Annotated in this window: 20 protein-coding genes; 8 read left to right on the top strand and 12 right to left on the bottom strand. The window is 71.4% G+C overall.

From position 1 onward, the window contains the following. Positions 1-43: 43 nt before the first annotated feature. The 4 genes from V6V47_RS07175 to V6V47_RS07160 all read left to right on the top strand — a co-directional run bounded on the left by V6V47_RS07175 (position 44) and on the right by V6V47_RS07160 (position 5723). Positions 44-1465, top strand: a complete 1422-nt coding sequence (locus tag V6V47_RS07175; RefSeq protein WP_334627248.1) for an ATP-binding protein — start codon at positions 44-46, stop codon at positions 1463-1465. 3 nt (positions 1466-1468) lie between these two features. Continuing rightward, positions 1469-2728 carry an MFS transporter gene (locus V6V47_RS07170; RefSeq protein ID WP_334627247.1) on the top strand — a complete coding sequence of 420 codons (1260 nt, stop codon included), beginning with the start codon at positions 1469-1471 and terminating at the stop codon, positions 2726-2728. Positions 2729-2828: 100 nt separating this feature from the next. Further along, a complete protein-coding gene (locus tag V6V47_RS07165; RefSeq protein WP_442934201.1) occupies positions 2829-4772 on the top strand; it encodes an ABC transporter ATP-binding protein in 1944 nt (647 codons plus the stop codon). A gap of 429 nt (positions 4773-5201) precedes the next feature. Next, positions 5202-5723 (top strand): hypothetical protein, encoded by a 522-nt coding sequence (locus V6V47_RS07160; protein WP_334627246.1) that lies wholly within the window; start codon positions 5202-5204, stop codon positions 5721-5723. A 120-nt stretch (positions 5724-5843) separates the two neighbouring features. Here V6V47_RS07160 and V6V47_RS07155 read toward each other — a convergent pair whose 3' ends face one another. The 7 genes from V6V47_RS07155 to V6V47_RS07125 all read right to left on the bottom strand — a co-directional run bounded on the left by V6V47_RS07155 (position 5844) and on the right by V6V47_RS07125 (position 11817). Beyond that, entirely contained in the window at positions 5844-6395 is a 552-nt protein-coding gene (locus V6V47_RS07155; RefSeq protein ID WP_334627244.1) for an RBBP9/YdeN family alpha/beta hydrolase, read from the bottom strand. Between the two features lie 170 nt (positions 6396-6565). Then, positions 6566-6967, bottom strand: coding sequence for an NUDIX domain-containing protein (locus tag V6V47_RS07150; RefSeq protein ID WP_442934199.1), 402 nt, complete (start codon positions 6965-6967; stop codon positions 6566-6568). Between the two features lie 181 nt (positions 6968-7148). Beyond that, a complete protein-coding gene (locus V6V47_RS07145) occupies positions 7149-7802 on the bottom strand; it encodes an SRPBCC family protein (RefSeq protein ID WP_334627241.1) in 654 nt (217 codons plus the stop codon). Then, a complete protein-coding gene (locus tag V6V47_RS07140) occupies positions 7799-8158 on the bottom strand; it encodes an ArsR/SmtB family transcription factor (RefSeq protein WP_334627240.1) in 360 nt (119 codons plus the stop codon). The genes V6V47_RS07145 and V6V47_RS07140 overlap by 4 nt, the downstream gene beginning before the upstream one ends. Positions 8159-8186: 28 nt before the next feature. Beyond that, positions 8187-10277, bottom strand: a complete 2091-nt coding sequence (locus V6V47_RS07135; protein WP_334627239.1) for a xanthine dehydrogenase family protein molybdopterin-binding subunit — start codon at positions 10275-10277, stop codon at positions 8187-8189. Then, the gene (locus V6V47_RS07130; protein WP_334627238.1) at positions 10274-11269 is read right to left on the bottom strand and encodes an FAD binding domain-containing protein; all 996 of its coding nucleotides are present in this window, start codon (positions 11267-11269) and stop codon (positions 10274-10276) included. The genes V6V47_RS07135 and V6V47_RS07130 overlap by 4 nt, the downstream gene beginning before the upstream one ends. Beyond that, on the bottom strand, positions 11266-11817 hold the full coding sequence (locus tag V6V47_RS07125; protein ID WP_442934198.1) for a 2Fe-2S iron-sulfur cluster-binding protein: 552 nt from the start codon (positions 11815-11817) through the stop codon (positions 11266-11268). Before V6V47_RS07125 ends, V6V47_RS07130 begins: the two co-directional genes overlap by 4 nt. A 71-nt stretch (positions 11818-11888) precedes the next feature. Between V6V47_RS07125 and V6V47_RS07120 the strand changes: the two genes are divergently transcribed. Further along, complete coding sequence (locus tag V6V47_RS07120; RefSeq protein WP_334627237.1) at positions 11889-12485, top strand: nucleotidyltransferase family protein; 597 nt, start codon at positions 11889-11891, stop codon at positions 12483-12485. Here the strand turns inward: V6V47_RS07120 and V6V47_RS07115 are convergent. Continuing rightward, complete coding sequence (locus V6V47_RS07115) at positions 12472-13140, bottom strand: TMEM175 family protein (protein WP_334627236.1); 669 nt, start codon at positions 13138-13140, stop codon at positions 12472-12474. The genes V6V47_RS07120 and V6V47_RS07115 overlap by 14 nt on opposite strands. Before the next feature lie 141 nt (positions 13141-13281). Between V6V47_RS07115 and V6V47_RS07110 the strand changes: the two genes are divergently transcribed. Next, positions 13282-13851, top strand: a complete 570-nt coding sequence (locus V6V47_RS07110; protein WP_334627235.1) for a PadR family transcriptional regulator — start codon at positions 13282-13284, stop codon at positions 13849-13851. Between the two features lie 218 nt (positions 13852-14069). Here the strand turns inward: V6V47_RS07110 and V6V47_RS07105 are convergent, their stop codons facing one another. The 4 genes from V6V47_RS07105 to V6V47_RS07090 form a co-directional block, all read right to left on the bottom strand. Beyond that, positions 14070-15446 (bottom strand): GH1 family beta-glucosidase, encoded by a 1377-nt coding sequence (locus V6V47_RS07105; RefSeq protein ID WP_334627234.1) that lies wholly within the window; start codon positions 15444-15446, stop codon positions 14070-14072. 29 nt (positions 15447-15475) lie between these two features. Continuing rightward, complete coding sequence (locus V6V47_RS07100) at positions 15476-16315, bottom strand: carbohydrate ABC transporter permease (RefSeq protein WP_334627233.1); 840 nt, start codon at positions 16313-16315, stop codon at positions 15476-15478. After that, a complete protein-coding gene (locus V6V47_RS07095; protein ID WP_334627231.1) occupies positions 16308-17297 on the bottom strand; it encodes a carbohydrate ABC transporter permease in 990 nt (329 codons plus the stop codon). The genes V6V47_RS07100 and V6V47_RS07095 overlap by 8 nt, the downstream gene beginning before the upstream one ends. Positions 17298-17367: 70 nt before the next feature. Continuing rightward, entirely contained in the window at positions 17368-18666 is a 1299-nt protein-coding gene (locus V6V47_RS07090; protein ID WP_334627230.1) for an ABC transporter substrate-binding protein, read from the bottom strand. A 236-nt stretch (positions 18667-18902) separates the two neighbouring features. On the opposite strand from V6V47_RS07090, the gene V6V47_RS07085 reads away from it, so the two are divergent. Both V6V47_RS07085 and V6V47_RS07080 read left to right on the top strand, forming a co-directional pair. Then, positions 18903-20102 carry an ROK family transcriptional regulator gene (locus V6V47_RS07085; RefSeq protein WP_334627229.1) on the top strand — a complete coding sequence of 400 codons (1200 nt, stop codon included), beginning with the start codon at positions 18903-18905 and terminating at the stop codon, positions 20100-20102. 203 nt (positions 20103-20305) lie between these two features. Continuing rightward, complete coding sequence (locus V6V47_RS07080) at positions 20306-22939, top strand: discoidin domain-containing protein (protein ID WP_334627228.1); 2634 nt, start codon at positions 20306-20308, stop codon at positions 22937-22939. Positions 22940-22946 lie beyond the last annotated feature (7 nt).

Genomic DNA, 22946 nt, shown 5'->3' with positions numbered 1-22946 from the left:
AGCCGGGCCTGCGAGCCCCGCAGTCGCGAACAGAGGAGACCCAGTGACCACCGAGGCGGATCGGCTGACGCCGGCGCACCTGCGCACCCTGTTCCTGTTCGAGGCCCTCGACGACGAGCAGCTCGACTGGCTGGCCGAGCACGGCCGGGTCGAGCAGCGCCCCGGCGACACGCTGGTCTACGGCGAGGGCGAGGCCGCCACCTGCTTCTTCGTGCTGCTGCGGGGTGCGGTGGCGTTGAGCCGGCAGGTGCGGGGGGACGACGTCGAGGTCAGCCGGACCGATCAGCGTGGTGTGTACGGAGGTGCCACTCAGGCGTACCTGGGTGATCAGGTCGATCAGGTGTACCGGAACACCCTGCGGGCGGTCACCGACTCGGAGTTCTTCGTGCTGCCGGCGGAGGACTTCGCGTACGCCCTGCGGTCGTGGTTCCCGATGCCGATGCACCTGCTGGAGGGGTTGTTCTTCGGGATGCGGGACAGTCAGACCATCGTCGGTGAGCGGGAGCGGCTGCTGGCCCTCGGCTCACTCTCGGCCGGTCTGACCCACGAGCTGAACAACCCGGCCGCGGCGGCGGTGCGGGCCACCTCGGTGCTGCGGGACCGGGTCGCCGGGATGCGGCACAAGCTCGCGATGATCGCCGACGGCCGGCTGGACGGCCGCGCGCTGCACGGTCTGGTGGCGTTGCAGGAGGAGGCGGTGGCCCGGGTGGCGACCGCGCCGAAGCTGACCCCGATGGCCACCGCCGACGCCGAGGACACGCTCACCGACTGGCTGGAGGAGCACGGGGTGGGCGGCGCTTGGGATCTGGCGCCGATCCTGGTCGGCGGCGGGCTGGACGCGGCGTGGCTGGGCGAGGTGAAGGCGGCGGTCGGGCCGGCGGATCTGGAGGCGGCGGTGCGCTGGCTCACCTACACCGTCGACACGGAGCTACTGATGCGCGAGATCGGCGACGCGGTGACCCGGATCTCCGGCCTGGTCGGCGCCGCCAAGCAGTACTCCCAGCTCGACCGCGCCCCGCACCAGGTGGTGGACGTGCACGACCTGCTCGACGCCACGCTGGTGATGTTCAAGGCGAAGATCCCCGCCGAGGTCAAGCTCGTCCGCGAGTACGACCGCGGCCTCCCACCGGTTCCGGCGTACGCCGCCGAGCTGAACCAGGTGTGGACGAACCTGATCGACAACGCGCTGGGCGCGATGGGGGAGAAGGGCGTGCTGACCGTCCGCACCGGCCGCGTCGGCGACCTGCTGGCGGTGGAGATCACCGACACCGGCCCGGGCATCGCGCCGGAGGTGCGTCCGCGCATCTTCGAGCCGTTCTTCACCACCAAACCGGTCGGCGCCGGCACCGGCCTGGGGCTGGACATCTCGTACCGGATCGTGGTGCACAAGCACCACGGCGACATCCGGGTGGAGACCGAGCCCGGCCGGACCACGTTCCGGGTGCTGCTGCCGGTCACCGCCTGACCGATGCGCAAGGGATCAGCGGTCGACCGCAACTTTGGCACGTACTGGGCCGCCCAGTCGCTGTCCGCCATCGGTGACTCGTTCGCGTACATCGCGTTGCCGTTGCTCGTGCTGCATGCGACCGGTTCGGTCGCGCAGATGGGCCTGCTCACCGCGGTGGCCGGCGCCGCGTCGGTCGGCGCGGGCGTGTTCGGTGGGGTCCTGGTCGACCGGTACGACCGGCGCACCCTGATGATCGCCGCGGACCTGATCCGGCTGGTGCTGTACGGCCTCATTCCGCTGGTCTGGCTCGCCGGCCCGCAGTTGTGGTTGCTGTTCGTCGTCCTGCCGATCTGCGAGGCCGTCGGCATGGTGTTCCAGGTCGCCGCCGTGACGGCCGTCCGCAATCTGGTGGACCGCGAGCGGATCACCGAGGCCAACGGGCGGTTGCAGGCGACGTTCGCGGCGGCGGCCGTGGCCGGGCCACTGCTCGCCGGTGTGGTGTCGGGCCGCTTCGGGCCGACGGCGGCCATCGCCATCAACGCGGCGAGCTTCGCGCTGTCGGCCGCCGGCCTCTGGCTGGTCCGGCTCCGACCCGCCGAAGCCGCCCCGCCATCGGCGGACGGCACGGTGGGGCGGGCGAAGCCGCTGGCCGAGTTCCTGGCCGGGATCCGGTTCATCTGGCACCAGCCGGTGCTCCGCACGCTGACCGTGCTGCTGTCGGTCTTCATCTTCCTGACGTTCGGCTTCACCGACGTGCTCATCTACCACATCAAGCACCACCTCGGTGGCTCCGACGGCACCGTCGGCACGGTGCTCGGGCTGGCCGCGGTCGGCACGGTCGCCGGTGCGCTGCTGGTGGCGCCGCTGCGCCGTCGGCGGGGCTTCGGTGCCACCTGGGTCGGGGCGCACCTGATCTGCGGTCTCGCCATCATGGGCATCGGCCTGGTCGGGACCGTGCCCGCCGTCGCGGCGCTGGCCGGCCTGTATCTGGGCGCGGTCAGCGTCGCTGGGATCTGCTCCATGTCGCTGCGCCAGGAGATCACCCCGGACCATCTGCTGGGGCGGGTGACCTCGGCGTTCTGGAGCACGCACTTCTCGCTCGGGCCGTTCGGCGCCGCCGCGCTGACCTGGGCCACCGCCCAGTACGGCGTCACCCGGGTAACCCTGGTCGCCGGGATCGGCTGCGTGCTGGTCGCGATCGCGGGGCTGTTCTCCCCGATCCGGCGGGCTGGGTCGGAGCCGGTCACGCACCCGCAGGAACTCCAGGCCACGGCTTCTTGACACACCCGTGCGACGCGCCGATTACCTAAAGACATCGACTGGTTGCGCGCAGTAGTCTCGGGCGGCGTCTCTGATCCCCCGAGGAGGATCCGTGGAGTCGATGGCCCGCCAGCGCACCACCTCTCACGACGATGACCAGCCGGCCGAGCCGCCTCCCGGCATCATGCTGCCCGAGCTGGAGGACGCCGCCTGGATGCACCACGCGAAGGCGTTCGCGCACACCAGTTTCTGGGCGGTGGCCCGCCGCCTGCCCCGGCTGGTCCGCGAGGCGATCGCGCTGGCCTGGGACACCAACCGCCGGGACACCGTCGCCTCGATCGGCCTGAACGTCGCCGCCGGGGTGATGACCACGTTCGGCCTGCTCGCCACGACCAGCGTGCTGCGCGAGCTGTTCGCCGCTGGTCCCACCCCGGACCGGGTCCGCTCGGCTCTGCCGGCGCTGATCGTGGCCGCGGCGGCGGTGTCGGCGCGCGGCGGCCTGACGATCGCCGCCGGCTGGGCTCAGGCCCGGCTGACGCCGCAGATCAACTACGCGGTGGAGCTGCGGCTCTTCGAGACCACCACGGCGGTGGACCTGGCCGCGTTCGACGACGCCGGGTTCGCCGAGGAGATGGACCGGGTGCGTGACCGGGGGATGGTCGAGGCGGCGTGGATCGTCGACCACACCGTCAACCTGGTCACCGGCGTGGTCGGCATGCTCGCCACCGCCGTCGCGGTGACCGTCATCCAGCCGCTGCTGCTGCCCTGCCTGCTGCTCGCGGCGGTGCCGCAGGCGGTCACCGCGGTGCGGATGGCCCGCCGGGAGTACCTGGCGATGCTGGCCCGGATCACCCGGCGACGGCGGATGTGGATGCTCGCCCACCTGATGGCCAACCGGCACACCGCCGCCGAGGTCCGCGCCTACCAGATGCGCGACTTCCTGCTCGCCGAGTACCGGGGGGTGATGGCCGTCGAGACCCGGGCCCAGTTGCGGCTCGTCCGCTCACAGATGGGCACCCGGGTGGTGGGCGCGGCCATCGCGGGACTGGCCACCTTCGGCGTGTACGCGGTCCTCGGCGGTCTGCTGCTGGGCGGGATGGTCGCCCTCGCCGCGGCGGCCACCGCCCTGCTCGCCCTCCAGTCCGCGCGCAACAGCCTCGGCCTGGCGGTCATCGCCACGAACTCGTTGTACGAGGACGCGCTCTACTACCAGGACTACCGCGACTTCCTGGACCGCGCGCAGGCCCGGGTGCCGGTCGGTGGCGACCGGGCGGCCGAGAGCGTCGACGTGATCGAGCTGGACGCGGTGAGCCTGCGGTACCCGGACACCGACGCGCCGGCGGTTGACCAGGTCAGCCTGACCATCCGGCAGGGTGAGGTGATCGCGCTGGTCGGCGAGAACGGCTCCGGCAAGACCACCCTGGCCAAGCTGATCGCGGGGCTCTACCAGCCGACCGGCGGCGTGATCCGGTGGGACGGTGTCGACGTCGCCAAGCTGGACCCGCGTACGGTCGGCGCGCAGGTGGCCGTCATGACGCAGGAGTACTGGAAGTTCCCCTTCACCGCTGGGCAGAACATCCGCGTGGGCCGGCACGACCGACCGCCGGAACGCCCCGGCCCCAGCGTGCAGGAGGCGGCACGGGCAGCCGCCGCCCACGAGATGATCGACGGCCTGCCGCACGGCTACGACACCCTGCTCGACCGGGAGTTCAAGGACGGCCACGAGCTGTCCGGTGGGCAGTGGCAGCGCCTCGTCGCCGCTCGCGGCCTCTACCGCGACGCCGCCCTGCTGATCTGTGACGAGCCCTCGGCCGCCCTGGACGCCCGCGCCGAACACGCCCTGTTCCAGCACCTGCGCCGCCGACCCGACCGGGCGGTCGTGCTGATCACCCACCGGCTGGCCAACGTCCGGCACGCCGACCGGATCTTCGTGATGGATCAGGGCCGGCTGGTCCAGACCGGCACCCACGACGAGCTGATGGCGGCCGGCGGGCTCTACCGCGAACTGTTCGACCTCCAGGCGGCGGGCTACCTCGCGGGCACCAACGACGCGGTGCCCCACTGACGCTTGGCTGGGCCCCGCGAGACCGCGCTTAACCGGCCCTCCGGGCGGTGTGCAGGTGGTTGCGGGCACGTTGAAATTCCGCCTTGGCCGACCGTTAGGAAGTTCAGTCGCGGCAGTTCGGGTGGGTTGCACGGCGGTGGTCGGCCCAGAGCCGAGCGTCGCGTCCATGTCCGCGTGGCGGTACGGCGGCCAGTTGTAGTTGACGCAGCAGGGAGATGTTCGCGACCACGTCTCGTGCCGTCGAAGGCGTCCGGCAATTTCCGAGTACGTCGATGCCCGCCCTGCGGGGACACACCCTGCGCGTTCGTGCTGCGCACAGATTCCGCCGCCCTCTCGTCTCGTCTCGATCCGCGAGGGGAGCACGTCCGTCCCGCCCTTGGGTGAGGGGGCGGGCAGCGCAACCCGTCGCACACAGCTAGCATCTGCGCCGTGTCGATCTTCCCGTACGAGCCAGACAGCCCGGAGGGGTTGGCGGCCCGGTGGGTGCAGTGGGCTGCCGCGATCGGGCCGTTCCGCAACCCCATCCTGGACCCGACCGGCCGGCATGCGCACCGCCGTCAGCCCGACGACGTGTGGTTCCTGGCTGGCTGCTTCGGTGGAAATGTCGAACGCCGGTGCACCGTGCCCGCAGGGCGCCCGCTGTTCTTCCCGGCCTTCAACATGTGGTGCCCGGACGGTACGTACATTCCACCGCTGCCTGCGGCGACCGGCGAGGCACACGTCGACCAGGTGCCGCATCCGGTCAACACGATCGACGTGGCCGAGCTGTTCGACGTCCGGGGCGCTTTCCTGAATCCGGTCACCCGCCGTCGGCGCCGGGTACCCATGCGGGTGTGGGGCATCTGGGCTCGTGTGGACCCGCTCGCCCCGGGACCCCATACGGTGGCCTTTGCCGGCACGGACGGGCACGGCTTCCACGTCGCTGCGACGTACCAACTCCAGGTTGCCTAGGTATCCGGTCACGTTGGAGCAGGGTCCGGCCTCTGACGGATCAGTTGATCCGCCACACTTGTGGCCGTCCATGTCCTTCGCAACGTCCTCGGTGCCACGCGCGCAGCTGCGTCGGCGATCTTATGGTTGTACGGGCTGGGTCAACGATCGGACCAGGCGCTGGCCGTCGGGCCACGGGCCGAACCCGGTCTTGGAGTCCAGGTGCCCGACCGCGCCCGCGTCGAACAGTTCCGAGCCCCAGTCTCGCGCGTACGCTTCGAATTGCTCGAACGAGGTGATCGGGTCGTTGTGACTGGCGACCAGGATCGAGCGGAAGGGCAGTCGCTCGCGTGGCACATGGTCGATGAAGACATCGACGCTCTCGTGAGGGTCGGGAGTCCAGTCTGGATTCAGGTACGGCGGTGTGACCAGCAGGGCGGCACGGACAGGGCCGACGTGCTGGCTGGCCCAGACGGCGACGGTCAGGCATCCCGCACTGTGCGCCACGAGGATCGCCGGCTCACTGTCGGCGCTTATGGCAGCGTGTAGCGCGGCGACCCGTTCGGCGGCGACGTACGGTGGCCCGGGCGGTTCGGGCGCCCACTGGTACTTCGGGATGTCCCTGACCCAGCCGCGCGACCAGTGGTCGGGGTAGGGCACTCCTCGACCGGGCACGACAAGGTAACGCGTCATGCTGGTGAGGCTAGCGCGACGATCGCCCGGACTTTTGCGGTGACAAAGGTTGTGGGTGTCGAGTTGAGGCATCGGTTATGGGTCATGGCACCAGCCGACGGCGTGCAGCGGGCCGCCAGAACGCTGCCCTATTCCACCACAACGACGGTCGTGCACCACCGGCCTCGGTGTCAACGGCGGCCGGGGGTCAGGAAGTCGGCGAGTACCCGGGTGTGGGTGGAGAATGCCAGCTCGACGGGGTCGGTGAGCACCAGCCATTCGGTCGTCTCGTCGGTCGGCGTCGACGGCGGCAACTCCTCGATGGGCCGCTCGGGCAGCACCCCGAAGACCATCATCGTGCCGCCTGCCGGGGCGCCGTGCACCGCGAACAGCCGCGCGTCCTCGGCGGCCGCGACCAGCCCGGTCTCCTCCCGCAGCTCGCGGACCAGCGCTTCGGACCACTCCTCGCCGTACTCGATGAAGCCGCCGGGCAGCGCGAGCAGCCCGCGGGCCGGCTCGATGTCCCGGCGGATCACCACCACGCCCAGGCCGTCGGCGCTGCGGACCGGCAGCAGCGCCACCGCGACGGGCAAGGGGTTACGCCAGACGGTCCGACCGCAGGCCCCACAGACCCGAGGCCACCCAACCCCCGCCGGGTAGGCAACCCCGCAGAAAGAGCAGTGCGAATACGGCGTACCAGTCATGCGGCAGCACGCTACCCCGTCGATCTAGGGAGGATCGTCGTGACCGGAGATCAGCTGGTGACGATTTCCCCTAGATCGACGAGGAGGGGTCGGGTGCGCCGGTGTAGAAGGCGGTGGTGCGGTTGGCCGCAGCCGTTGCCTCGTCGGGGCTGGTGCCGGCGGCGATGCTGGCGTCCCGCCATCCCTCGCTGCTGCGCGCCATGAACTGCTTCCCCTCCTCGGAGGCGCTCCACTCGGCGCTGTCCTCCGGCCGGACGCCGCTGCCGTCGCCGGCCAGGTACGAGGCGAGACCGAGGAGCCCCAGCTCCCAGCCGACGCCGACAGCGCCCGGCCCGAACTGCGCCCAGCGGTCCTGGTCGACGTGGGCGATGTGGTCCAGCTCGAAGCGGGTCCGCTCGGCGTCGACGGGCGTGAGCCGCACCTCGATCCAGCTCACCTCGCCGCCCATCTCCCAGGTGGCGGTGAAGCGGTGCGGCGGCTCGCAGCTCTCGACGGTGCCGCCCGCGTTGCCCTGGAGCTGGTAACGCCCGTGCAGCCGCAGGTCGCCGCTGATCGGCAGGAACCAGCGTGGGATGCGCTCGGCGTTGGTGCAGGCATCCCAGAGATCGTCGAGCGTCGCGTGGTAGGTCTGGCTGATCGTGGACACCCGGGCCTCTCCGGCCTCCAGGGTGCGGCTGCCGACCGTGCGTTGGACGGCGTTGATCTGCTCGGTCGCGTCGATCATGATAGATGCCTCTCGTCAGGTGGCCCGTCGAGCCGACGCGCACGTCGGCCCCGGGCCAGTTCGGTGGCGAGTGCCGCCAGGGGCGGAGTCCAGAATCTGCGGAAATGCTCCAGCCAGCCGTCGACCTCACGCAGGGGGCGCGGGTCGACTGCGTACAGCCGTCGGGTGCCCTCCGGCCGGACGGTGGCGAAGCCGTTGTCCCGCAGCACCTTGAGGTGCTGCGAGACGGCGGGCTGGGAGATGCCGAACTCGTCGCGGATCACCGCGCTGACCGCGCCAGCGGTCTGCTCGCCGTCGGCGAGCAGCTCCAGGATGCGGCGCCGGACCGGATCGCCCAGCACGTCGAAGGCGTGCACGGCGACCTTTATATCACTGCTGGCTTATTTAAGCCAAGGGTGATGGGCTGATCAGCTTGTCCAGTCGGATCGGCAGGTCCCGGATCCGTACGCCGGTGGCGTGGTGCACGGCGTTGGCGACCGCCGCCGCGGTGCCGACGATGCCGATCTCGCCGATGCCCTTCACCCCGGCCGGGTTCAGCTCGTCGTCGGACTCGTCCACCCAGTACGCCTCGATCTGCTCCACGTCCGCGCAGCCGGTGATGTGGTAGGTGGCCAGGTCGTGGTTGACCCAGTCGCCGTACCGCTCGTCGAGCACACCCTCCTCGTGCAGCGCCATCGACAGCCCCATCGTCATGCCGCCGATGAGCTGACTGCGCGCGGTCGCCGGGTTGACCACCCGCCCGGCGGCGAACACGCCGAGCATCCGGTTCACCCGCACCTCGCCGGTGTCCGCGTCGACCCGCACCTCGACGAACTGCGCCCCGTACGCGTACCGGGGGAGGGTGGGCTGCCCGCCCACCTCCTCCTCGGTGTTCACCGCGGCGGTCACCTCGCTGTCCGCCAGCGGAGTGTCCCGCAGCTTCTCGCGCAGCGCCTGAGCGGCCCGGATCACCGCCCAGCTCCACGTGGCGGTGCCCATCGAGCCGCCGGCCAGCCGGGCCGTCGGCAGGTCGCTGTCGCCGATGCGGATCTCGACCCGCTCCGGCGGTACGCCCAGCGCGTCGGCGGCGACCTGCCAGATCGCGGTCCGGGCGCCGGTGCCGATGTCGGTGGCGTCGATCCGGATCAGGAAACTGCCGTCGGGTCGGGCGGTGGCGGTCGCCGAGGCCGGCATCGACCGGGCCGGGTAGCTCGATCCGGCCATTCCGGTGCCGACCAGCCAGCGGCCGTCGCGGCGGGACCGGGGCGTGGGATCGCGGTCCGGCCAGCCGAACCGCTCGGCGCCCTCGCGGAGGCAGGCCACCAGGTTGCGGCTGGTGAACGGCTTTCCCTGGTCGGGGTCGACCGCCGGGTCGTTGCGGATCCGCAGCTCCACCGGGTCGATGCCGACCTCGGTGGCCAGCTCGTCCATCGCCGACTCCAGGGCGTACGCGCCGGGGCACTCGCCCGGGGCGCGCATCCAGAACGGCGTGGGGACGTCGAGGCGGACCAGCCGGTGCGTGGTGCGGCGGTGTGGCGCGGCGTACATGCTGCGGGTGTAGACGGCGGTCTGCTCGGCGAACTCCCGGATGGTCGAGGTCTGGCTGATCGCGTCGTGGCAGACGGCGGTGAGCCGCCCATCGGCGTCGGCGGCGAGCCGGACCCGCTGGATGGTGGGGGTGCGGTAGCCGACCGGCCCGAACAGCTGCTGCCGGGTCAGCGCCAGCTTGACCGGCCGGTCCACGTGGCGGGCGGCGAGGGCGGCCAGCACCACCGCGGCCTTGGCGAACCCCTTGCTGCCGAAGCCGCCGCCGACGTGCCGGGCGACCACCCGGATCGACTCCGTGGGCAGCTCGAACAGCTCGGCCAGCATGGCCTGCACCGGCGAAGCGCCCTGGTTGGAGTCGTGCACCAGCAGCCGCCCGTCATGCCACTGCGCCGTCGTGGCGTGCGGCTCCATCGGGTTGTTGTGGTACGCCGGTGTCCGGTACGTGGCGTCCACCCGGATCGGGGCGGCCGCGTACCCGGCGTCGAAGTCGCCCTCGGCGGTGTCCGTCGGGTAGCTGGGATTGACGTGCTCCGGCCGGTACAGGCCGGGGTGGTCGGCGGTGAGCACGGTGCTGTGCGGCCCGGCGTCGTAATCGATACGGACCAGCCGGGCGCCCTCCCGAGCAGCCTCCAGCGTGGTGGCCACCACCACCGCGATCAGCTGCCCGCGGTAGCGCACGGCGGGCTCCTGCAGCAGCCACAGCTCCGGCTCCGAGCCGGGCGCGAGCCGGGGCGCGTTGCCGTGGTGCAGCACGGCCAGCACGCCGGGCACCGCGAGCGCCGGCGCGGTGTCGACCCGGGTGATCCGGCCCCGGACCGCCGCCGCCGGCACCGCCCAGCCGTAGGTGATCCCGTCGACCGGGTACTCCACCGCGTACCGTGCCGTGCCGGTGACCTTCTCCCGGCCCTCGAGCCGGGGGTACGACCGGCCGACCGCGCCGCCGCTCATGTCGCGGCCGGCCTTGCGGCCAGCTCGGTGAGCGCCCGGACCGTGATGGCCCGGGTCAGCGGCAGCTTGAAGCCGTTGTGCCGCAACGGGCGTGCCTCGGCCAGTTCGGCATCGGCGGCCTGTGCCGCCAGCTCCGGGGTGAACGGCTGGCCCCGCAGCTCCTCCTCGGCCCGGTAGGCCCGCCACGGCCGGTGTGCCACCGCCCCGTACGCCAGCCGGACGTCGCGGACCACGTCCCCGTCGAGGTCGAGCACCGCGGCCACCGACCCGACGGCGAAGGCGAACGACGCCCGGTCGCGCACCTTGAGGTACGCCGAGCGTCGGGCGGCCGGCAGCGCCGGCAGCCGGACGGCGGTGATCAGCGCACCCCGGGCGAGGGTGGTCTCCCGTTCCGGATGCGCGCCGGGCGAGCGGTGCAGCGCGGCGAGCGGGACGTCGCGGGGGCCGTCCACCTCGTGCACCTCGACCACGGCGTCCAACGCGGCGAGGGCGACGGCGAGGTCGGAGGGGTGGGTGGCGACGCACTCGTCGGACCAGTCCAGCACGGCCAGGTCGCGGTTCTGGCCGTGCCGGGCGGCGCAGCCGCTGCCGGGTTCGCGCTTGTTGCACGCCTTGCCGGTGTCCTGGAAGTAGACGCAGCGGGTGCGCTGCAACAGGTTGCCACCGGTGGTGGCGAGGTTGCGGAGCTGACCGGAGGCGGCCGCGAGCAGTGCGCGGGCCAGCACCGGGTAGTCCCGGCGGACCACCCGGTGAGCGGCGAGGTCGCTGTTGCGGACCGTCGCGCCGATCCGCAGCCCGCCGTCGGGCAGCTCCTCGACGGCGTCCAACGGCAGCCGCGTCACGTCGACCAGCAGGTCGGGCCGCTGCACCCCGAGCTTCATGAGGTCCACCAGGTTGGTGCCGCCGGCCAGGTACGCGGCCTGCGGCTCACCGGCCAGCACGGCGACCGCCTCGGCCACGTCGGCGGGCCGGTGGTAGCGGAACGGTCTCACCGCTTCGCCGCCGTCTCGCGGACGGCCGCGACGATGTGCGGGTACGCGGCGCAGCGGCACAGGTTGCCGGCCATCCGCTCGCGGATCTCGGCGTCGGTCAGCTCGGCCGGCGCGGTGAGGTCGCCGGTGACGACGCTGGGCCAGCCCTGGGCGACCTCGTCGAGCATGCCGCGGGCGGAGCAGAGCTGGCCGGGCGTGCAGTAGCCGCACTGGAACGCGTCGTGCGCGATGAACGCGGCCTGGAGTGGGGACAGCTCGTCCGGACCGGACAGGCCCTCCACGGTGCGGACCGACCGGCCGTCCAGAGTGACCGCGAGGACCAGGCAGCTCTTCACCCGGCGGCCGTCCAGCAGCACGGTGCAGGAGCCGCACTGGCCGTGGTCGCAGCCCTTCTTCGCCCCGGTCAGGTCGAGCCGCTCGCGCAGGGCGTCCAGCAACGTGCTGCGGTTGTCCAGGGTCAGCTCCCGCCGTACGTCGTTGACCTCGACCGTCACCTGGGACGAGTGCCGCTCGTCGCTGGTTGCCTCGTTCCCGGGTCTCTCCTGCACCGGGCCAGACTAGCTTTACCGGTACATATGCGGGCGAATACCACAGTAGGTCGTGAAAGGGAGGTGACCGGGTGCCAGACCCGCCGGCGACCGCCGGGCTGTTGTTGGCCGCCGGGGCCGGGCGGCGGTACGGCCGGCCGAAGGCGCTGGTCGAGTGGGCCGGCGAGCCGCTGGTGCGGCACGGCATCCGGTTGCTGACCGTCGGCGGCTGCGCGCCGGTGCACGTGGTGGTCGGCGCGGGCGCCGACGAGCTGCCGGAGCTGCCCGGAGCGGTGCCGGTGCGCCACGATCGCTGGCCGGAGGGGCTGGGCTCGTCGCTGCGTCGAGGGCTCGCCTCGCTGCCGGCCGACGTCCCGGCGGCCGTGGTGGTCCTCGTCGACCAGCCGCTGCTCAGCCCGGTCGCGGTGCACCGGGTGCGGGCCGCGTACGCCGGGGGTGCCGTCGTCGCGGTCGCCACCTACGCCGGCCGGCCGGGGCACCCGGTGCTGCTCGGCCGGGCGACCTGGCCACTGCTAGACAGGTACGCCGTCGGCGACCGGGGCGCCCGCGACCTGCTGCGCGCCCGCCCCGATCTCGTGGTCGAGGTGCCCTGCGACGACGCCGGCTCACCGGTCGACGTGGACACCCCGGCCGACCTGCCTCGACTGCGCACGGTCAGCGACGCGTGAGCCACCGGGGCAGACCCTCGCTGGTCACCGCGTGATAGCTGATCATCACGATGATGCCGATCAGGCCCAGCAGCGGGTCGACGAACCAGCCGAGCAGGCCGCTGAGCCCGTACAGGACCAGGCCGGTGACCGGTCGCAGCCGCTGCGCACGGACGTAGTCGGGGCGGATCCCACTCTGGAGCAGCGTGGGGTGGCGGCGCAGGTAGCCGAAGAACACCAGCCACGGCGCCGACATGAGCGCGGCGGCCAGCGCGTACAGGGCGACGGCCGCACGCCGGTCGGCGGCGTTGCCGTGGGTGAACGCCGACGCCAGCACCGCCGTGGGGAACGGGATGATCACCGCGCCGAAGAGAATGCCGAGATTGATCCAGCTCAGCGCGAGGGTGGTCGCGCGGATCAGGCGGACCAGCGCGTGGTGGTTGAGCCAGATCACCCCGACGTAGACGAAGGACACCAGGAAGGCGAGGTAGGAGGCGCCCTCGTCGAGCAGCCCGGCCAGCAGCTCACCCTCGTGGTATTCCGGCACCCGCAACTCGATGACCAGCAGCGTGATGACGATGGCGAACACGCCGTCGCTGAACGCCGTCAACCGGTCCGTGTCGGATAGCCGGGGACCGGTGTCGGACGGCGCGACCTCGTCGGCTCCTGCGGCCACTGACGCAGGCTAGCCGTCGACGGGACCGCTGGCGGCGGTTTGTCCCGAACGTGAAGGCGACTGTGGATGGACATCGGCAGGGCCGTGCAGGTCGATAATACTGTGTATTATACCGAGTATGTTGACTGGCGGTGATGGACGGTGAGCATTCGTCACGCCATCCTGGCGCTGCTCACCGAGGCACCGAAGTACGGTCTCCAACTCCGGCAGGAGTTCGAGGCGCGCACCGGCGAGGTCTGGCCGCTCAACGTCGGGCAGGTCTACACCACCCTCCAACGCCTGGAGCGCGAGGGGCACGTCGAGTCCGACGACGCGGGCCGGGAAGGCACACAGAAGCGCTACCGGCTCACCGCCGACGGCGAGCGGGAGGTGCACAGCTGGCTGCGCACCCCGCCCGACGCCGGGCCACCACCCCGCGACGAGCTGGTGATGAAGGTGCAGGTGGCGATGCGCCTGCCCCAGGTCGACGTCACCGAGATCCTCCAGGCCCACCGGCGGCGGATCATCGAAGAGATGCAGCGCTACACCCACCTCAAGGCCGACGCCGTGCCGGAGGACATCGGTCTCGGTCTCGTCGTCGACGCCGAACTGTTCCGGCTGGAGGCCGTCGTCCGCTGGCTGGACTCGACAGACGCCCGCCTGGCCAGCCACGCGACCTTGCCCGCCGATGCCACCACCGCAGCGCCCACGGACTCATCGCCGGCGCGGTGATGGGTCTCAGCGGCTCGCTGACCTCGCTGGGACCGGCACGACCGTCGCCGGCGTCCGCGGGCTGTTGTTGGCCCCGACCGGCGCCTGATGGCTGCTCGCCAGCCGGCTGCCGCCGTCGCTGGCCCGCCGCGTCCTGGACTGAGCGCCGGTCGGCGGACGGAACGCCCTGGGCGCCGCTCGACGCGGCGCCCAGGGTCTCCGGATTCGCCGGCCCCCGTTCAGGCCACCTGCGTGGCGGTGCTGGTCGCCCCGGCGAATCGCTGGTGGGCGCGGATCAGCTCGGCATAGCGCAGGCCGCTCGCCTTCACCGTCCGGCGCTGGGTGGCGTAGTCCACGTGCACCAGCCCGAAGCGCTTGTCATAGCCGTACGCCCACTCGAAGTTGTCCAGCAGCGACCAGACGAAGTAGCCGCCCAGCGGAACGCCCCGGGCCACCGCCGACGCGCAGGCCGCCAGGTGCTGCTCCAGGTGATCGGTGCGTTCCTTGTCCTCCACGGTGCCGTCCGCGGTGACCTCGTCCGGCCACGCCGAGCCGCTCTCGGTGACGATGATCCGGCCCGGCCGGTACTCCTCGTGCACGTCGACCAGCAGTCGCTCCAGCCCGGGCGGGTAGTTCTCCCAGCCCATCGCGGTCTCCACCGAGCCGGGCACCGGCACCTGCCGGGCGTACGGCGCCGCGCCGGTCGGGTCGTCGACCACGAGTTGGCGGAAGTAGTAGTTCACCCCGAGGTAGTCGGTGGGCGTCGCGATGACCGTCAGGTCGTCGCCGCGCACCGGCGGCTCGACCCCGTACGTGGCGATCATGTCGGCCGGGTAGCCGCGCCCGTGGATCGGGTCCAGCCACCAGCGGTTGACGTGCCCGTCCGCTCGCCGGGCCGCCGCGATGTCCTCCGGCCGGTCGGTCGCCGCCTCGATCGGGCTCAGGTTGAGCACCAGGCCGATCGACGCCGGCCGGGACGCGTTGGCCCGGACCGCCTGGGTGGCCAGGCCGTGCCCGAGCAGCACGTGGTGCGAGGTGTGCACCGCGCGGGTCAGGTCCCGCTCGCCGGGGGCCATCTTCCCCTCCAGGTGCCCGATCCAGGACACGCAGAGCGGCTCGTTGACGGTGCTCCAGTCGGCCACCCGGTCGCCGAGGCGGGCGGCGACCACCGCCGCGTAGTCGGCGAACGCCTCGGCGGTGGCGCGCTGCGGCCAGCCGCCCCGGTCCTGCAGGGCCTGCGGCAGGTCCCAGTGGTAGAGCGTGACGAACGGCCGGACGCCGTCGGCGAGCAGCGTGTCCACCAGACGGTCGTAGAAGTCCAGACCGGCGGTGTTCACCGCGCCGACGCCGTCGGGCATCACCCGGGGCCAGGCCACCGAGAACCGGTACGCGTCCACGCCGAGCCGACGCACCAGCGCCAGGTCTTCCGGCCACCGGTGGTAGTGGTCGCAGGCCACCGCGCCGGTGTCGCCGTTGTCGACGTTGCCGGGGGCCGCGGAGAAGGTGTCCCAGATGGACGGCGCCCGGCCGTCGACGTCGACGGCCCCCTCGATCTGGTACGCCGCCGTGGCGACACCCCAGAGGAAGTCGGGCGGCAGCTTGGACAGGTCCGGCACGGGATGGTTCTCCTCTGTGGTGAAATGACTCACTTGACAGCGCCGGCGGTCAGGCCGGCGACGAAGTAGCGCTGCAAGGCGAGGAACCCGGCGACGACCGGGATGCTGACCACCAGCGAGGCGGCCATGATCTGGTTCCAGTAGACGTTGAACTGGGTGGAGTAGCCCTGCAGGCCGACGGCCAGGGTGCGGCTGCCCTCGTCGGTCATCACCGAGGCGAAGAGCACCTCACCCCAGGCGGTCATGAAGGCGTACACGGTGACCGCGACGACGCCGGGGATGGCGGCCGGCAGGATGACCCGGAACAGGATGCGCAGCGGCCCGGCGCCGTCGACCTGCGCCGCCTCGTCCAGCCCTCGGGGGATCGAGTCGAAGTAGCCGACCAGCATCCAGATCGAGAACGGCAGCGAGAAGGTCAGGTACGTGATGATCAGGCCGGTGCGGCTGGCGTACAGCTCGATGCCCGTGGCGTTGCCCAGGTTGACGTAGATCAGGAAGAGCGGCAGCAGGAACAGGATGCCGGGGAACATCTGGGTGGACAGCACCGTCACCGTGAAGACGCCGCGGCCACGGAACCGGTACCGGCTCACGGCGAACGCGGCGAAGATCGCCACCGCCACCGAGCAGACCGCCGCGATGCTCGACACCACCAGGCTGTTCATCAGGTAGCGCGCCAGCGGCACGGTGCTCCACATGTCGATGAACGGTTGCAGGGTGGGCCGGCTGGGCCACCAGGTGAACCCGTTCTGCACGTCCTGCAACGGCTTCGCCGCGGAGGTGATCATCACGTAGAGCGGGATGACGACGAAGAGGGTGAGCAGGGTCAGGACGATGCGTCGACCCCAGCGCTCACCGGCGGTCTCACGCATGGTCCCTCCGGCGGTTCGTGATCAGCAGGTAGCCGGCCGAGACGACCAGCAGGAACAGCAGCAGTGCCACCGACATCGCCGAGCCCGAGCCGAAGTCCCAGGTCTTGAAGGAGCTGCGGTAGATGTGGATGGAGATGAGATCGGCCTGCTCGGGCGCGGAGCCGCCGAAGAGCACGAACGGGGTGTTGAAGTCGTTGAAGGTCCAGAGGAACAGCACCAGCAGCAGCACCAGGTTCACCGGCCGCAGCATGGGCAGGGTGACCGAGCGCAGCCGGCGCCAGAACCCGGCACCGTCGATCGCGGCGGCCTCGTACATCTCGCCGGGGACGTTCTGCAGGCCGGCCATCAGGCACAGGAAGGCGAACGGCCAGTTGCGCCAGACCGACACCACCAGCAGCGACCAGAAGCTGTTGTCGCCGATCAGCCAGAAGGGGCGCTCGTTGAGCAGCCCGAGCTGATCGACCAGCACGTGGTTGACCAGGCCGGTGTCCCGCTGGAGCAGGAAACTCCAGGTGATCACGGCGGCGTAGACCGGCAGCGCGTACGGGGTGAGAAAGAGCGCCCGCAGGATCGCCCGACCACGGAACGGCCGTTGCAGCACGACCGCCGCGGAGATACCGAGCAGCCAGGCCAGCGCCACCGAGAGCACGCTGTAGATCAGGGTGACCCAGAACGAGTGCAGCAGCTCCCGGCCCGCGGCGCTGTTGAAGTCGAGCGTCGCCTTGTAGTTCTCCAGGCCGATGAAGGGCGCCGTGGACCAGTCGCGGATGTGGAACTGGGTCAACTCCAGCAGGCTCATCCAGACCCCGACCACCATCGGGATCACGTGGACGGCGAGTTCCAGTACGACGGCCGGGGCGAGCAGCAGGTACGGCAGGAGCGAGCGGCGGGGGCCGCGGGGCCGGCGGGACGGCCCCCGGGCCGGTGAGCCGGCCCGGGGTTCGCGCCGTTCGGCGTCCGGCGCGGTGGTGCTGGTTGCCATCAGGGTCCTCTCGGAGGCGGTGGCCGTGGCGGGGCGACGAGCCCGGCCACGGCCACCGGTGCTGCCTCGGTCAGCGCATCTTCTGCTGGGCGTCGGTCAGCTTCTTCTTCACCGACTCCTCGGTGACCGGCTTGCCGCTCGCCGCTTCGGCGAACAGCTCCTTCATCGCGGTGCCGACCAGGGTCTCGAAGGTGCTCTCGTCCGGCACCTGCGGCAGCGGCGCGGCGCTGGTGACCAGGGTCTCCTGGAGCGTCTTCTGCTCCGGGGCGCTGAAGGCCGGGTCGGAGCCCGCGGTCTTCACGGCCGGCAGCGAGCCGTACGTCTTGTTGAGGATCGTCTGCTCCTCGTCGCTGGTCATGAACTTCACGAACTTCAGCGCACCGTCCTTGTTCTTGGTGTGCTTGAAGACCGCGATGTTGATCCCGGCGACCATGCTGTTGACCTTCTTGCCGCCGGCCGGCGGGCTGGCCAGGAACGGCACCGGGGCGACCCCGTACGCGTCGGCGGGCATGTTCTGCGACTTCAGGTTGGAGCCGGCGGCCTGCCACAGCAGCATGGCGGCCTTGCCGTTGGCGAAGTCGGAGACCGACTGGTTCTGCGCGTACTCGGCGTTGCTCGGGTTGGTGATCTTGTCAGCGGCCATGAAGTCGATGTAGCGCTTCACCGCCGAGACGTTCTCCGGGGTGTCGAAGGTCGGCTTGCCGGCCGAGTCGAACCAGTTGCCGCCGTACTGCTGGCCGAAGGCGAAGGCGTGGTGCGCGTTCTCCGACGGGTTGGCGCCCTCGATCGCCAGGCCCCACTTGCCGCCCTTGGTGAGCTTCTTGCCGTCCTCGGCGAGCTGCTCCCAGGTGGTCGGCGGGGCAGTGATGCCGGCGTCGGCGAACGCCTTCTTGTTGTAGTACAGGGCGTACGCCAGGCTGTAGATCGGCACGGCGGCCGGCGGCTTGCCCTCGGCGCCGGCGGCGGCGAGCGCGGCGGGCACGATCCGGTCCTTGCCGCCGACGGCCTGCAGGGTGGCGTCGTCGAACTCGACCAACGCGCCGGTGGCCTGCAGCGACGCCGACCAGGTGTTACCGATGTTCACCACGTCCGGGCCCTTGCCCGAGGCGGCGGCGGCGAGCAGCCGGTTGAGCAGGTCCGACCAGGGGACCACCTCGACGTTGACCTTGATGCCGCTCTGCTTCTCGAACTTGTCCAGCTCGGGCTGGAGGATGGTCTTGTCGGCCTCCAGGCTGGGGCCCTGGTTGCTGGCCCAGTAGGTGAGGGTCTTGCCCGCTCCGGCGTCGTCGTCGCCCGAGCCGCCGCAGGCGGTCAGCGAGGCGGCGGCCAGTACGGCGGCGGTGAATATCCCGAGGTGTCGTCTCGACACGGTCAGCCCTTCCGGTACGTGTGGGGGTCCGCCGGCATCCGTCGTCGTGGGGATGGGGGCGACGGACGGCCGGCTGTGCGGATGGTTTCGGGGGTGCGCCGCCGGGGGTCCGCCGGCGTTTCCCGGGAGTTACATCACGGCTTAATGAATGTCGTCATTAAAGTAGCTGGCAAGTGGGTCGTCAAGCACGAGGCGGTTACAGTCGCCTCGAACGGCCGACGGGAACGAGGTGACGAGTGGAGCTGGCCCGCGCCACGAACCGCACCGTGCGGCTGCGCAACCGGTCCGCCCTGCTGACCAAGCTCTTCCTCGACGCTCCGCTCACCCGGCAGGACCTGGTGCGCAGCACCGGGCTGAGCCAGCCGGCGGTGAGCAACGTGGTGGCCGACCTGATCGACGAGGGGTTGGTCGCCGAGGCCGGCGCCGCCGAGTCCGACGGTGGCCGGCCCAGCATGCTGCTGCGGGTCGCACCCCGGTTCGCCTTCGTGATCGGGGTGGACGTGGGCGAGACCCGGGTCCGGGTCGAGCTGTTCGACTTCGCGATGACCCTGTTGTCCAGCATCGAGTACCCGCTCGACCCGGCCCGTACCGAGCCCGCCGTGGTGTCCGGGCACGTGCTCGCCGGCATCGACGCGGTGACCGGCCGGGCCGGCGTCGCCCCGGCGGACGTGCTCGGCGTCGGCATCGGCGTCTCCGGGGTCGTCGAACAGGGCGTCCAGGCCGTGGTGCACGCTCAGGCCCTCGGCTGGGACCGGGTGCCGCTGGAGCGTCTGATCGGTGCGGGCACCACCCTGCCGCTGCACATCGACAACGGCGCGAAGACGCTCGGCCAGGCGGAGATGTGGTTCGGCGCGGGCCGGGGCGCCCGGCACGCCGTCTTCGCGCTGGTCGGCTCCGGTGTCGGCGCGTCCGTGGTCACCAACGGCGCCACCTACCGGGGTGCGTCCAGCAGCGCGGGGGAGTGGGGCCACACCACCCTGGTGTACGGCGGCCGGGCCTGCCGGTGCGGCGCCCGTGGCTGCCTGGAGGCGTACGTGGGCGCCGAGGCGATCATCGACCGCTATCGGGAGGCGCGTCGGGGCCGACCGGTGCCGGGCGAGGACGAGGAGTCGCAGTTGGCCGCCCTGGTCGCCGCCGCCGAGACCTCGGCCACCGCCCGCCGGGTGCTGGACGACACGGCCGGCTACCTCGGCGCTGGCGTGGCCAACCTGATCAACCTGTTCAACCCGGAGCGAGTGGTGCTCGGCGGTTGGGCCGCCATGGCGCTGGGGGACCTGCTTCCGGCCGTCCGGGAGGCCGCCGGCCGGCAGGCGCTGCGTCAGCCGTACGAGCAGGCGTCGATCGAGCTGTGCCGGCTCGGGGTGGACGCGGTGGCGTTGGGCGCTGCCACACTGCCGATCGCCCGGTTCCTCACCGAGGGTGGCGTACGCCGCTGAGGCCGAATCGCCCAGAACCAACCTTCGGGATAAATAACAGTGTTATAGATCGATGTCTTGACGCCGTCGCAATCCCGCCGCAACACTCCTACGAGAGCGCTCTCCGTCCCCGCGGCGCCGCATCGGCGGCACCACCCACGGCACCGCAGGCGAGCTCGATCCCACCTGCGCGCGTCCGTAGCCCCCTATCGACAGGCAGTGTCATGACATCTCGCGCTACATCCGTACGACCCCGTCCCCGACGCGGCCTCCGGCGCCTGCTCGCCGGGCTCACCGTGGCGGCCCTGGTCGCGGCACTCGGCCCGACCGGTGCCCTGCCGGCGCAGGCCGCTCCCACCCTGCTCTCCCAGGGCCGCCCGGCCACCGCCTCGTCCACCGAGAACGCCGGCACCCCGGCGTCCGCCGCGGTCGACGGCAACACCGGCACCCGCTGGGCCAGCGCCTTCAGCGACCCGCAGTGGCTCCAGGTCGACCTGGGCACACGGGCCACCCTCAGCTCGGTCAACCTGCTCTGGGAAGGCGCCTACGGCCGCGCGTTCCAGCTCCAGACCTCCGACGACGGAGCCACCTGGACCACCATCTACTCGACCACGACCGGCACCGGCGGCACACAGAACCTCACCGTCACCGGCGCCGGCCGGTACGTGCGGATCTACGGCACCGCCCGGGGCACCGGCTACGGCTACTCGCTGTGGGAGTTCCAGGTCTACGGCGAGACCGGCGGCACCACGCCGACCTGCGGCAGCACCAACGCCGCACAGGGTCAGCCGGCCACGGCCTCGTCCACCCAGGACGCCGGTCTCGCGGCGTCCAACGCGGTCGACGGCAACACCGGCACCCGCTGGGCCAGCGCGGCCAGCGACCCACAGTGGCTGCGTGTCGACCTCGGCAGCACCCGGACCATCTGCCGGGTGGTGCTGACCTGGGAGGCCGCGTACGCCCGGGCCTTCCAGATCCAGACCTCGGCCGACGGCAACACCTGGGCCACCATCTACTCGACCACCACCGGCGCCGGCGGCACGCAGTCGCTCGACGTCACCGGCAGCGGCCGTTACCTGCGGGTGTACGGCACCGCCCGGGGCACCGCGTACGGCTACTCGCTGTGGGAGCTGGCGGTCAACGCCACCGGCGGGACCACCGAGCCCCCGGGCGACACGACCGACCCGCGCAACCCGAACCTCGGGCCGAACACCTTCGTCTTCGACCCGAGCACCCCCACGTCGACCATCCAGAGCCGGCTCAACAGCCTGTTCACCCAGCAGGAGCAGAACCAGTTCGGCCCGCAGCGGTACGCCGTGCTGTTCAAGCCCGGCACCTACACCGCCGACGTCAACCTCGGCTTCTTCACCCAGGTCGCCGGCCTCGGGTTGAGCCCGGACGACGTGAACCTCAACGGACACGTCCGTACCGAGGCGTTCTGGATGGGCGGCAACGCCACCCAGAACTTCTGGCGGGCCGCGGAGAACCTGTCGGTGACCCTGCCGGCCGGGACGACCGTGGAGCGGTGGGCCGTGTCCCAGGCGGCGCCGTACCGGCGGATGCACCTGCGCGGCGCGCAGAACCAGATCCAGCTCTGGAACGGCGGCGACGGGTGGTCCAGCGGCGGCCTGCTGGCCGACACCCGCATCGACGGCCTGGTCGTCTCCGGGTCGCAGCAGCAGTGGTACTCCCGCAACAGCGAGTTCGGCAACGGCTGGACCGGCTCGGTGTGGAACATGGTCTTCCAGGGCGTCACCGGCGCTCCACCGCCGCACTTCCCCAACCCCTCGCACACCGTCATCGCGCAGACCCCGCAGGTGCGGGAGAAGCCCTTCCTCTACATCGACGGCACCGGTGAGTACCGGGTCTTCGTGCCGGCGCTGCGCAACAACTCCGTCGGCACCAGCTGGTACAACAAGACCCCGGCCGGCTCGTCCATCTCGCTGTCGCAGTTCTACATCGTCCAGCCGGGCACCAGCGCGGCCACCATCAACGCGGCCCTCGCCCAGGGCCGGCACCTGCTCTTCACCCCGGGCGTGCACCACGTCACCGAGCCGATCCAGGTCAACCGGGCCGACACGGTCGTCCTCGGTCTCGGCCTGGCCACCATCCAGGCCGACAACGGCAGCGTCGGGATGCGGGTCGGCGACGTCGACGGCGTGAAGGTGGCCGGCCTCATGTTCGAGGCCGGCACGACCAACTCGCCGGTGCTGATGGAGGTCGGCCCGTCCGGTTCGTCGGCGAGCCACGCCACGAACCCGACCTCGCTGCACGACGTGTTCTTCCGCATCGGCGGGCCGCACGTCGGCAAGGCCACCAACACGTTGACCGTCAACAGCGACAACGTGATCGGCGATCACATGTGGCTGTGGCGGGCCGACCACGCCGCCAGCGGCGTACCGACCGGGTGGACGCTGAACACCGCCGACACCGGGCTGACCGTCAACGGCGACAACGTCACGATGTACGGCCTCTTCGTCGAGCACTACCAGAAGTACCAGACTCTCTGGAACGGCAACGGCGGCAGGACGTACTTCTACCAGAACGAATTGCCCTATGACCCGCCCAACCAGGCGGCCTGGATGAACGGCACGACCCGGGGCTACGCCGCGTACAAGGTGGCCGACTCGGTCACCAGCCATCAGGCGTTCGGTCTGGGCAGCTACTCCTACTTCAACGTCAACCCCGCGGTCGTCGAAGAACGGTCCTTCGAGGTGCCCATCAACCCGAACGTGCGGTTCACCAACATGGTCACCGTCTCGCTCGGCGGCGTCGGCACCATCAACCGGGTGATCAACAACGCCGGCGGCACCGCGAACGCCGCCGCCCAGCAGCAGTACCTGACCACCTACCCCTGACCGAGGC

The sequence above is a fragment of the Micromonospora sp. CPCC 205539 genome (assembly GCF_036906815.1).
GTDB lineage: Bacteria > Actinomycetota > Actinomycetes > Mycobacteriales > Micromonosporaceae > Micromonospora.
Note: the sequence above shows the minus strand (reverse complement) of the source record. Positions and strands in the feature narration are given on the sequence as shown.

Excerpts from the sequence above, each read along its gene's own strand:
- V6V47_RS07170 (WP_334627247.1), top strand. The coding sequence starts at position 1,469 with ATGCGCAAGGGATCAGCGGTCGACCGCAACTTTGGCACGTACTGGGCC.
- V6V47_RS07100 (WP_334627233.1), bottom strand. The coding sequence starts at position 16,315 with ATGCGTGAGACCGCCGGTGAGCGCTGGGGTCGACGCATCGTCCTGACC.
- V6V47_RS07095 (WP_334627231.1), bottom strand. The coding sequence starts at position 17,297 with ATGGCAACCAGCACCACCGCGCCGGACGCCGAACGGCGCGAACCCCGG.
- V6V47_RS07135 (WP_334627239.1), bottom strand. The coding sequence starts at position 10,277 with ATGAGCGGCGGCGCGGTCGGCCGGTCGTACCCCCGGCTCGAGGGCCGG.
- V6V47_RS07165 (WP_442934201.1), top strand. The coding sequence starts at position 2,829 with ATGGCCCGCCAGCGCACCACCTCTCACGACGATGACCAGCCGGCCGAG.
- V6V47_RS07145 (WP_334627241.1), bottom strand. The coding sequence starts at position 7,802 with ATGATCGACGCGACCGAGCAGATCAACGCCGTCCAACGCACGGTCGGC.
- V6V47_RS07155 (WP_334627244.1), bottom strand. The coding sequence starts at position 6,395 with ATGACGCGTTACCTTGTCGTGCCCGGTCGAGGAGTGCCCTACCCCGAC.
- V6V47_RS07080 (WP_334627228.1), top strand. The coding sequence starts at position 20,306 with ATGACATCTCGCGCTACATCCGTACGACCCCGTCCCCGACGCGGCCTC.